The sequence below is a fragment of the Dietzia sp. CQ4 genome, assembly GCF_014145125.1.
In the GTDB taxonomy this organism is placed as follows: Bacteria; Actinomycetota; Actinomycetes; order Mycobacteriales; family Mycobacteriaceae; genus Dietzia; species Dietzia natronolimnaea.
Window position 1 is genome coordinate 1 of the sequence record NZ_JAALDZ010000006.1, and the last position, 11,136, is coordinate 11,136.

8 protein-coding genes are annotated in these 11,136 nt (G+C 70.7%); 3 read left to right on the forward strand and 5 right to left on the reverse strand.

What is annotated here, in order from left to right; all coding sequences use genetic code 11:
• Positions 1-163 precede the first annotated feature (163 nt).
• Positions 164-2,371, reverse strand: coding sequence for a DUF2156 domain-containing protein (locus G6031_RS00290; RefSeq protein ID WP_182652071.1), 2,208 nt, complete (start codon positions 2,369-2,371; stop codon positions 164-166).
• Between the two features lie 566 nt (positions 2,372-2,937).
• On the opposite strand from G6031_RS00290, the gene G6031_RS00295 reads away from it, so the two are divergent.
• On the forward strand, positions 2,938-5,451 hold the full coding sequence (locus G6031_RS00295) for a LuxR C-terminal-related transcriptional regulator (protein WP_182652072.1): 2,514 nt from the start codon (positions 2,938-2,940) through the stop codon (positions 5,449-5,451).
• A 484-nt stretch (positions 5,452-5,935) separates the two neighbouring features.
• On the opposite strand, the gene G6031_RS00300 is transcribed toward G6031_RS00295, so the two are convergent.
• From G6031_RS00300 to G6031_RS00310, 3 genes are all read right to left on the reverse strand, one after another.
• On the reverse strand, positions 5,936-6,226 hold the full coding sequence (locus tag G6031_RS00300; RefSeq protein ID WP_017838311.1) for a hypothetical protein: 291 nt from the start codon (positions 6,224-6,226) through the stop codon (positions 5,936-5,938).
• On the reverse strand, positions 6,223-6,438 hold the full coding sequence (locus G6031_RS00305; protein WP_179523808.1) for a PLDc N-terminal domain-containing protein: 216 nt from the start codon (positions 6,436-6,438) through the stop codon (positions 6,223-6,225). The genes G6031_RS00300 and G6031_RS00305 overlap by 4 nt, the downstream gene beginning before the upstream one ends.
• Before the next feature lie 102 nt (positions 6,439-6,540).
• On the reverse strand, positions 6,541-8,010 hold the full coding sequence (locus G6031_RS00310) for a sodium:glutamate symporter (RefSeq protein ID WP_182639050.1): 1,470 nt from the start codon (positions 8,008-8,010) through the stop codon (positions 6,541-6,543).
• 197 nt (positions 8,011-8,207) lie between these two features.
• Between G6031_RS00310 and G6031_RS00315 the strand changes: the two genes are divergently transcribed.
• Both G6031_RS00315 and G6031_RS00320 read left to right on the forward strand, forming a co-directional pair.
• Positions 8,208-8,972, forward strand: a complete 765-nt coding sequence (locus tag G6031_RS00315) for a two pore domain potassium channel family protein (RefSeq protein WP_182639052.1) — start codon at positions 8,208-8,210, stop codon at positions 8,970-8,972.
• 4 nt (positions 8,973-8,976) lie between these two features.
• Positions 8,977-10,470 carry a protein adenylyltransferase SelO gene (locus G6031_RS00320; RefSeq protein WP_182639054.1) on the forward strand — a complete coding sequence of 498 codons (1,494 nt, stop codon included), beginning with the start codon at positions 8,977-8,979 and terminating at the stop codon, positions 10,468-10,470.
• Here G6031_RS00320 and G6031_RS00325 read toward each other — a convergent pair.
• Positions 10,467-11,136: DMT family transporter (locus G6031_RS00325; protein ID WP_182652073.1), on the reverse strand; the 670-nt coding region annotated here is incomplete at its 5' end. The two genes, G6031_RS00320 and G6031_RS00325, sit on opposite strands and share 4 nt — an antisense overlap.

The window sequence follows — 11,136 nt, forward strand, 5'->3', positions numbered from 1 at the left end:
CAGCCGCCTCCGGCGATGGACTCGCGCGTGCGCCGCGGCTCGCGCGAGCGTTCATCCCCAGGGGCGGCGGCGTTCTGGCCGGGCAGGCGCGGGAGCGGATGCCGCAGCTCCGGTGCGGATGCCGCAGCGCGGGAGCGGATGCCGCAGCTCGGGGGCGGAGGCCTCAGGCGTCGATGGTCTCCGACTTCCCCGACCGGGCCAGCGCGGCGAGCTGGCGGGTCGTCGCACCCGGCAGGTACGCCCGGCCGATCGCCACCCCGATCCGCGGCAGGTCGGCCTCGTCGCGGAAGCACAGGTACACGGGCTCGATCCGCGGATTGAACTTGGCTTTGAACTGGTGGAGCGAACGGAACCCGTAGTACGGCTCGAGCGCCTGACCGAGCAGGTCCAGACCCCTGTCGAGGGTGGCCACCTCGTCGTCGTCGCCACTCCGCGCCAACGGGGCACCGGACAACGAGACGAAATCGGCCCCCTCGTCCTTGAACTCGAGCGCGGACCGGGCGATGAGGAACTCGATCATGTTGTTCGCGCCGGGCCCGTTGCGCTTGCGCATCACGTCCAGTGTCCAGCCCCGCACGCCGCCCTCGGCTCCGCCGCGGTAGACGGGCAGCCAGGAGAGCGCGGCCTGGACCACCCCGCCCGAGTCCACGGCCAGGGCGATGCGGACGTCGTCGTCGAGAGCCTCCTCGACCGTGCCGAGGGTGAAGCCCATCTCGGGCAGTTCCTTGTCCCCGACCCACTGCTCGGAGATCTGGCGGACCTGCCCCAGGATCGCGGACGGCTGCTCCCGAAGCAGGCCCGAGACGAAACTCGTGCCGTTCTTCTCCGCCTTGTTCATGGCGCTGCGGATCTTCTGCCACTTCTTGCCGCCGAACGCCAGATCGGGCAGGTCCATGATGGTGTCCTCGGCGATCTGCAGCGCCCGCCAGCCGTGCGCGCGCATGGTGTCGGCGGTCTCGGCCGACACCGAGAACAGGCACGGCACCGCGGCCTGCGCCTCGGCGAAGTCCACGAACTCGGTCAGCAGCCGGGCGCGGTCGGCGGGTGCGGCCACCGGATCCGCCAGCGCGATGACGGTGCCGACGTGCAGGCGGTAACCCACCACGCCGGCGGCCGGCGCGCTCGTGTCGACGGCGTCCGGTTCCCCGTCGGGGCCCCCACCGGCCCGTGCTCCGGGCCCGAAGAAGTAGTTCATCGGCTGCCACGTGATCATCCACGACATGGTGCTGCCGCCATGCCTGCGGATGAGCGCGCGGACGCGGTCGATCACCTCGTCCGAGTGGACCGAGGAGCCGGTGACCCGTCGCCGGATCCGGACCCCGAACGCGCCCCGGCCGGCGATGAGCAGGACGGCCTCGCCCGTCCACAGCAGGCCCGTACCCGCGGTGACGGCACCGAGGCTCTCGAAATCCGCGGTCACGACCAGGACGGTGACGACGAGGGTCGCCACCGCCGTGAGGAGCGCGTACACGAGGGCGACGAGCCACGCCACCCGGTAGCCGCGGCGGAGCAGCTCGGCGGTCACCGCGGCGACCAGGACGGACAGGAGCATGCCGGCCAGGTTCACGTCGTCGGCCTCGGTCGGGCCGAGGGGGCCCTCCGCGGGGACGAAGTAGACCACCACGTGCACCGCGGCGAGGAACCACATCCCGGCCGAGACGACCAGCCTGGTCTCGCGCCGCGTGCGGGGCCGCAGTCCCCGCTCGGTGCGGGAGAAGAACCGCTCGCCCACCAGCAGGAACACCGCGAAGGCGATGAGGTGCGTGAGGTCGGACAGGCGCCCGAGGAACAGGAACGACACGATCACATAGCCGTAGAGCAGGGCCCGTGCGCGCAGTCGCCACGGTGACACCAGCGTGGCCGTGGTGGCGGCCAGCACGGCGATCACCGCGGTCGAGCACCCCACGTCGAGCACCACGGACAGCTCGGTGGCCCACTCCCAGCCCACCGCGTCACCGGGGACGAGGACGCCGAACGCCCCCAGCACGCCGATCAGCTGGCCACCGATCGCGACCAGGGCCGTCCGCGCCGACCCCAGTCGCCACTCGCCCACCCCGATCCCCACCGCCACCAGCACGAGGAGCGACACGTGCTGGAGAGGGGTCATCCCGAACCACGGGCCGGCGAACACGGTCCACCAGCGGCCGCCCTCGAGCGCGGGGACGCCGTAGGCCACGCCCTCGAACCACGGGGCGTCAGGGGCGGAACGCCACAGCGTCTCGAACACCACCCCGGTCACGAGCAGTGCCGCCAGCACGATCGCGGTGACCGGGAGTCGGCGGGCGGCGCGTGCGACCGCACCGGTCACGGTGGCGAGCGGGGACGGCTCGCCGGGGTCGTCGGTCTTCTCGGTGATCTGATCGGTGCTCATGGTGCTCCCGTGGGCGGCGCGCGTGCTGGAACCGCCGGGGTCGGAGAGGCGACGCCGGTGGTGGACGGGTCAATTATGCGCTCGGCCGGGGGCGTAGGTAAGGGAATGCTCAGCTTCGTGACCGGCGCCTCGTCACGGTGTGCTCGGCGCGCGACGCCCGGGCGGTGCGTGCTCCGGCACCGCCGGCGAGTCCCGCGACCAGCGCGCCCACGAGCAGGCCGCCGACGGCCCACCAGGTTCCCTCGGCGATCTCGTCCGGTGGCCCGGGCCGTCCTCGTGGACGGGGTCGGCCTTCCGGGGAACCCTGTCCATGTCGGGGCGATCGTCCGCAGGGAGCACCACCGCATCATCCGAGCCCCACGGAATGCCTTGACGAACCCCGCCGGACAGGCGAGGGTCGTCTTCGACCGCCGTGTAATGCCGGTTGCGAGAACAGGAGTGGGGGGCTGATGTCGAGCGAGGCCCTTCGCGGCTCCAAGCCCAAACCCGACCCCGGCCCCGGCTTCGCCGCATTTTCCCCGCGTCACCCGGCCTCGGGGGTCCCCCCGCGTGCACGAGTGATGGACATGCTCTCGGGACCTGACCGCCTGGTGGTGGTCCACGGCCCCCGGTTCTCGGGCAAGACCACCCTGCTGGCGCAGTGGCTGTCCGACGGCTCCTCATCCGGTGGATCCACGGTCGGGATCATCGACCCCGCCCCGGACCTCACCGGGGATCGCTACTGGCAGTCGGTCGTGACCTCACTCCGATCGGCGCAGGGCCCCGTCGGCCGCGCGGTCCCGGAGGCCGGGTCGGCCGGTGGTCCCGTCGAGCCGTCGGGTGATCCCTACCAGGAGGTGAGGGACCTGGTCCGATGCTGGCCCGGCCCCCTCACCGTGATTCTCGACGACCTCCACCTCTCCGGTGATCCGGAGGGGCACGTCCGCGATCTCCTCCTGCAGGCGCCACCGGACGGAATCCGTGTCCTCGCCACCACGCGCACCGCGATCCAGTGGCACCGATCGCCCGGAATGCCCGCGGACAGGGTGCTCGTGACCCCGGCGGACCTCATGCTCACGGATACCGAGCTCGCCGCCGCGCTCGAGTTCGCGGGCGTCCGCACTCTCAACCGGATCCCGCTGGGGTCGCTCGCCGCCGAGACCGGACGGCTCGCCGGTCTCGTGGAAGCCGCCCTGACCGCGCTGTCGGGCAACGCCTCGACCCGAGGGGACCCGATCGACCGGATCCGCGCCGGGATCGACCGCGTCCTCCTCCGGGTCCTGGCCGGTGATCCCGCGCTGGCCGGCCGCCGCGAGGAGATCTTCCGGACAGCGGTGGCCACGCCGCTGACGCCGGCGGCTGCCACGGTCGCGATCGACGGGGTCGCCGAGGGGCCGGCCGTGAGGCCGGGCGCGATGGCCGACCGGCTCGCCGCGGTGGAACAGCTCGGCCTCGTCGTCCGGGATACCGAGGAATCCGAGCCCACCTGGGCCTACCCGGATCCGGTCAGGGCATCGATCCTCCGTCTGGCGGCGACCGAGATCCCGGACGATCTCCGCGAGACCCGGCTCGCGCTGGCGAACCACTGGCTCCGGCACGGCGACCCGCACGCCGCGTTCGTCCTCGCGATCGACGCCGAGCACTGGGACCGCGTACGCGAGATCCTGCGCGAGCACTGGAAGACCCTCTACACGACGAACTTCCTGCAGATGGACGGGGATCTCAGGCGCATACCCGCCGACGTCCTGGAGAGCGAACCACTGTTCGCCACGTTGCGGAGGATGCACGGTCAGTTCTCCGCACCGAAGGACAGTCCGGCGCCGGCACCCGACATCGCGACGTTCTCCGACCAGTTGGACGAGTCCGACGATGCCGCGCGGCTGATGCGGATGCTCTCGCTGCGCATGGACGGCCGCTTCGAGGCGGCCGCATCGGAGCACAGCCGACTCAGCCGGATACCGGTCCCCGATGTCGAAACGTCGACCCGGGCGGAACGGGACGGCCCCGCGTTCGTCTTCCTCCACCTGGGCCTGACCCTGCTCCTGGTCGGTCGGTTCGACGACGCCACACGGATGTTCCGCCGGGCCCACCGGCTCGGAACCGGCACCTTCATCGAGCGGGACGCGGCCGGCAAGCTCACCTTGACGCACGCCCTCCTGGGGCACCCGGCGGACGCCGGTACCTGGTGGGATGCAGAACGGCAGCACCCGCAACTGCCGCGCGACTCGGAGCTCGTGGTCCGGCCCGCCGGGATGATCGGGGCGGCGCTGTCCCGACTCGACCGCCTGGATACCGAGTCTGCCATCGGTCTGATCACCGACCTGGGAGCCCCGGCGGACCGCGAGGAGCTGTGGGGTCTCGCGCTCTACGTGTACGGCCAGATCGCCCTGAGCACCGGCACCGCCGCCGACGGGCTCAGGTACGTCGAACACCATATGGCGCGGTTCCCGGGGTTGTGTGGACATGGCGCGGTGGTGGGGCCACTACTCGACGCGGTCCGTGCGGACCTCCACCTGGCGCTGGGTGGGTCGGACGCGGCCACCGAGCTGGTCGGTGCCTCGTCCCATCCGCTCACCGCGCCGGCCCGGGCCCGCATCAGGGTGTACGAGGGCGATCACGAGGGGGCGTTGGAGATCGTCAGGCGCCATCACGGGGATCTCCGCGTGACCCAGCGGGACTCCGTCGAGCTGTCCCTGGTCGGCGCCACCGCGTCGCTCGGACTCTCCGCGCGGGAGGAGGCGGTGCGGTACCTGGAGCGCGCCGTCACCACGTCCGCGCTCACCGGACTGGTCCGCCCGTTCACCACGCTGCCCCGCGAGACGATCGCGAAGCTGGCGAGGTTGGGCCCTGAACTCCCGGTGTCCGCCCACCGGACCGGCTCCGACGCCCCCTCGTCGCCGCATACGGCGACCGAGGTCACCGAGCGCGAGCACGCGATCCTCCGAAGTCTCGAGACCGGTGAGTCCATCTCCGCGATCGCCGACCGGCACTTCGTCAGCGTGAACACGGTCAAGTCGCAACTCCGGTCCGTGTACCGCAAGCTCGGCGCCCGGTCCCGGGGCGCAGCGGTCGAGGAGGCCCGGAGGCTCGGTCTGCTCTGAGCGCCCGACCGCGGCCATCCGCGAGAAGCAGGTTGCTCGTTCAACTCCGATTCCGGGCGGGGTCGGGGCGTGGAGAAGCCTTTGCAATCGGCTTCGAGCTGGCGATTCACGTGCCATTTCACCCAGGTGAATTGGCGTGCGCGGCGGCCGTATCGCGGCCTAGGTGAACTAGCGTTCACGAGATCGCAGTCGCCGCGACCCTAGGAGAGAAAGTGATCGGTACCCCGCCGAGCGTGATCGTCGACGAGAACGGAGCCAGACCGCCCCGGGTGGTGGACCCGGTGGGGACGCGGCTCGTCCTGCTCTCCGGTCTCTCCGTGTCATGACCGGGCGCGAGTGGGACGACTACGTCGAATGGTCCGGCCTGGACGAAGGGCGACTGGACGAGATCATGCGCGACCGCGGCCGCACCGTCGACCGCGGTTCGGGTGCCGGGCCGGATCCGGTCGCGCGGGCGCGATGGTTCCCCCGGAGGTGCCGGGTGTCAACGGCGGCGGGAGCCCGCCATCGCGGGGCCGGAGAACAACGCGATTCCTAGGACGAATCCGAAGTTGTACCAGTTGCCGTTGTTGCCCACCTCGTAGATGGTCACGGTGTCGGTGAACAGGGAGATGATGAAGGTCACCGGGAGGATGAGCCCGTGCCAGAGCCCCCACCAGAAACCGAGGCCCTCCGGGGAGACGTCGACGTTGGGTCCCGCGGCGCACGCGCCGAGGGTCAGGACGACGACGAGGAGGACACCGGCGGCGAGCCCCGCCCGTCCCCGGGTGGTCATCTCCGCCGCCCCCGCACGAAGTAGAGGGCGGGTCCGATGAAGTTGACCGCGATGATGGCAGCCCACCTGGCCTTGCTTCCACGCACCTGTTCGGCGGGCCGGAACGCCAGATCGGTCCACGCCGTGACCGCCAGCGACACCTGCACGGACATCAGTGTCAGGATCGTGGCCTTCTGACCATCGGACAGCTCGCTCCACGACTTCTTCCGCATGGGTCCTCCTGGGGTCGGTCCGGAAGTGGGGTTTCCTTAATCCTAGTGTCCGACGTGAGGGCGATGGCCGGGTTGCGGCCACGGGGCTGACGAGTCGAGGGCCTATTCGCGCGCGGGTTCCTCGGCGCCGGACTTCTCCTTCTCCCACTCCGCCCGGTCCCTCATCTCCCTGGGCCGGAAGTAGAACAATCCGGAAAGCACGGCCACGAGAAAGACCGCCAGCATCACGAAGAACAGCGGCCACACTCCGGTGAGGAAGATGATCGGCACGGCCATGGCCGTGATGAGTCCACCGCCGAAGAACGGCTCGAAGACCAGCTGCTTGTATCCGAACGCCTCGAAGGCGGGGCTCTCGGCCTGCGGGTCGACCACGCGCATCAGGATGAGGCCCGTCGCGGTGACGCCCATGGACTGTCCGAAGTCCCCGATGCCGCGCTCGAACCAGTAGCGACCGATGATCCGCGGGGCCAGCAGGAGGAAGACGGCGACGTTGAACACGATTCCCGCGACCGCGAGGATGACGAAGACGCCGATGTTCTCGCCGATGGCCTGCAGGGACAGTGTGGCGATGGCGGCGACGATGAGGAAGTCGAGCGCCCAGCCCTGGATCCGCAGCATGATCTGGGCGTCGATCACGTGGGCGAACCCGGCCTTGGTGGCGACGTACTGCACGATCACGCCGCCGAGGAGGGCGATGGGGAAGAGGGGGACGTAGGCGAAGATCTCCAACGGGGTGTTCTCGTCGAGCATGACCGACGCGTAGGTCGCCTGCTCGATCCAGCGCAGACCCTCCAGGATCGCGAGCCCCACGAGGATCGCCACCGTGACGATCGCGATGTGCAGCGAGAGCGGCTCGACGGAGGACGGGCGGGAGGTCATCTTGCCGGCGGAGTAGTACTCGTCCTCGCGGAAGAGGCCCTTCTGCTCCTCGATGGACATCTTGGCGCTCCCGGTGATGATCTCCGTCTTCCCGGTGCGCACGGCCCAGTTGATCAACGCGATGCCGATCACGATCCCGCCCACGATGCCCACGGTGGCCAATCCGACGGCGAGGTCGGCGCCCTCGCCGAAGCCCAGCTCGTCGAAGACCGGGCGCATGCCGGCGGCGGTGCCGTGGCCGCCCTCGAACCCGATCTCGATGAGCGCGCCGGTCATCGGCGCGGCCGCCAGGGTCGGCACCAGGATGAGGGCCGCGAGGAGCAGACCCACGACGTACTGCCCGGAGGCGAGGGACACGCCGAGCGAGAGCTGGGGGCCCACCAGCTTCACGGCCCGCTTCGCGGTCGGCAGCTTCTGTCCGAGGAACATGGTGGCGAAGATGACGCTGATGAGGAGCCCCGGCAACGAGGACCACACCTCGACCATCGGCTCGGTGAACAGGCCGTTCTCTCCCCACGGCCCCCCGAACCGGCCCAGCACCTCTGGTCCCAACAGGAGCAGCAGGGCCCCGGCGACGATCGAGCTGGGCAGGAACAGTGACTGGACTATCCCCACCTTGACGCGGATGATCTTCCCGATCAGCAGCGCCAACCCGAGTATGAGTAGCGCGAAGCCCACCGCATTGGCCGTCATGGTGCAACCTCGGTTCCGGTCGGTGACGCATGGCGTGGACGTCGACTCGTCGCTCTACATCTGCCGATCGACGGGTCGAGTCCCCGATTGTCTGGAATGTACGCCCTGTTCTCGCCGGAGAGAACCTGATCGGCTGATCGGTAACCGTGCCGTCACTTCGTCCGCCGTGGGCGCCGCGGATCGGTCATCATCGAACGGTGACGGAAAAACGGTGGGCGGAACTGACGGAATGGCCGTTGATCGGGGCAGCCCTGGCCTTCCTCATCGCCTACGCGGTCTCGGTCCTGGTGAACCCGGTCGGCGCGGGGGGCGTTGCCACCGAGGTCGTGATCGTGGGGACCTGGGTTCTCTTCGCGGTGGACTTCGTGGTGCGCCTGGTGTTGGCGAAGCCACGGGGCCGGTGGCTGTTCACGCACTGGTACGAGGTGGTGGTGATCGCGCTGCCGATGCTCCGGCCACTGCGCCTTCTCCGCCTGGTGATGCTGCTGAGCGTCATGCACCGCTCGGCGGGGACGGCCGTGCGCGGCCAGGTCATCGCATACGCCGCGGGGTCGACGTCGGTCCTGCTCGTCGTGTCGTCCCTGGCGATGCTGGACGCCGAGCGCGGGGCGCCGGGCTCATCGATCGAGACCTACGGTGAGGCGCTGTGGTGGTCGGTGGTCACGGTCACCACCGTCGGGTACGGCGATATCGCACCGGTGACCCCGATGGGCCGGGTGATCGCGGCTGGTCTGATGCTCGCGGGGATCGCCCTGCTGGGTGTCGTCACGGCCACTCTCGCCTCGTGGATCGTGGACCGGGTCAGCGAGGTGGACGAGGCCAACCAGGCGGCCACGCAAGCTCAGGTCAGCCGGCTGTCGGCGGACATCGCGGCATTGCGCGCGGATCTCGGGCGTCTCGGTGCCGACGCGGAGAACCTACGCGGCCGGCCGGGGCACCCCGCGACGGAGACGTACCGTTGACGGCATGACTTCCCAGGAGCGGCCCGGCGTACGGCTCACCGATGGCTTCGCCCGCGACTTCCCCGATCTCGGGGTGCAATGGAAGGCGGCCGAGGCGCCGACGCCGCGCCTGCTCGCCCTCAACGAGCCGCTGGCCGCCGAGCTGGGCATCGACCCGGCCTACCTCCGGGGAGACGAGGGCCTGGGCCTGCTGACCGGAACCCACGTCCCCTCCGGCGCCACCCCGGTCGCGCAGGCGTACGCGGGACACCAGTTCGGTGGCTACTCCCCGCGACTGGGCGACGGACGGGCCCTGTTGATGGGCGAGCTACCGGACGGTCGCGACCTGCACCTCAAGGGCTCCGGCCGCACGCCGTTCGCCCGTGGTGGCGACGGTCTGGCAGCGGTCGGGCCGATGCTCCGGGAGTACCTCATCAGCGAGGCCATGCACGCTCTGGGTGTGCCCACCACGCGGGCGCTGGCGGTGGTCGGAACCGGGGCGGCCGTGTACCGCGAGCAACCGTTGCCGGGCGCCGTGCTCGCCCGTGTGGCGGCCAGCCACCTGCGGGTGGGCACCTTCCAGTTCGCCCGCTCCACCGGCGACGTCGAGCTGGTGCGCAGACTCGCCGACCACGCCATCGCGCGCCACTACCCGCAGGCGGCCGACGCGGAGAACCCGTACCTCGCGCTGTTCGCCGCCGTCCTCGACGCCCAGGCCTCCCTGGTGGCGCAGTGGATGCTGCTGGGGTTCATCCACGGGGTCATGAACACGGACAACACCACGATCTCCGGCGAGACCATCGACTACGGCCCGTGTGCGTTCATGGAGCAGTTCGACCCCGCCACGGTGTTCAGCTCGATCGACACCCAGGGCCGTTACGCCTACGGCAACCAGCCGCCCATCCTGCAGTGGAACCTGGCGAGGTTCGCCGAGACCCTGATCCCGTTGGTCGACGACGACGAGAACGCGGCCGTCGAGGCGCTGACAGCCTCACTGGGGACGTTCCCCGCCCGCTACCAGGAGGCCTGGACCGCGGGGATGCGCACCAAGCTGGGACTTCCCGCTGCGCTGGGCCGACCGGGCGGTTCGGGCGAGGCGGCCGGGTCGGGCGACGACGCCGGGTCGGAGGCGGCCGAGCCGCTACTGGAGGAACTCTCGCGGCTGCTCACCGCGACCCGCGTCGACTACACGTCGTTCTTCCGCGCGCTCATCCCGGCCGCGGCGGGCGACACCTCGCCGGTACGCGGGCTGGTGGGGGAACTGGCCGACGGGTGGCTGGCGAGGTGGCGTGCTCTGGGTCCCTCGGTCGAGGTGATGGAGACCGCCAATCCCGTGTACATCCCGCGTAACCACCTGGTGGAGGAGGCCCTGGACGCGGCCACGGCGGGAGACCTCGGGCCGTTCACCGAACTCCTCGTCGTCGTCACCGATCCCTACACCGAACGTCCCGGACTGGAGCGGTACGCCAGTCCGGCCCCGCCCGACGCCTCCCCCCACGTCACGTTCTGCGGCACCTAGGGGAGACGTCCGGGGGCCGCCCCGCCGCCGGCATGTGAGTGCGCTGGAGGTCGTGGCCGGTCCGGCCGCGGAGTATCCCGGCCCGGGACCACGCCAGGGGTGTCCGGGACGACGCCCGGGCTGGTCGGAGAGTCGGCGACCGACCGGCCGCCGCTGCCGGACTTCGACGTGAGCAGGACCGCCACGATCCCCAGCCCCATCGCGATGACCTGTGGTGCCCCGATACGGTCCCCGAGCATCGCCCACGCCCAGATCGCCGATACCGGAGGGGTGAGGTAGAGCAGCATGCTCGTGCGCGTGGCGCCGAGGGTGCGCAGGGCGAGGATGTACGCCCCGTAACCCCCGAGCCCGGCCGGGACCACCAGCCACGCGAGCGAACCCGCCAACCGGGCCGTCGGGTCGATCGCGATGCCGGTGGTGAGGACCGCGACGGTGACGAAGACGATCGCCGCAGTGCACACCTGGACCGTCAGGGCGGTCACCAGGTGAACCCGTGGCGCCCAGCGTCGCTCGAGCAGCGCCGAGCAGGTCAGGCCCAGCAGGCTGATCATCGGTAGGGCCATCGCCGGGCCCAGATCACCGACCCCGCCCACGCAGAGCGCGACCGCGCCGAGTCCGAGGGCGAGCGAGTGCCGACTAGTGAGGTGAACGGGGCCGGGAAGGGCG

Coding starts and splice junctions, on each gene's coding strand:
- G6031_RS00305 (WP_179523808.1), bottom strand. CDS start 6,438: ATGCGGAAGAAGTCGTGGAGCGAGCTGTCCGATGGTCAGAAGGCCACG.
- G6031_RS00300 (WP_017838311.1), bottom strand. CDS start 6,226: ATGACCACCCGGGGACGGGCGGGGCTCGCCGCCGGTGTCCTCCTCGTC.
- G6031_RS00290 (WP_182652071.1), bottom strand. CDS start 2,371: ATGAGCACCGATCAGATCACCGAGAAGACCGACGACCCCGGCGAGCCG.
- G6031_RS00295 (WP_182652072.1), top strand. CDS start 2,938: ATGCTCTCGGGACCTGACCGCCTGGTGGTGGTCCACGGCCCCCGGTTC.
- G6031_RS00320 (WP_182639054.1), top strand. CDS start 8,977: ATGACTTCCCAGGAGCGGCCCGGCGTACGGCTCACCGATGGCTTCGCC.
- G6031_RS00310 (WP_182639050.1), bottom strand. CDS start 8,010: ATGACGGCCAATGCGGTGGGCTTCGCGCTACTCATACTCGGGTTGGCG.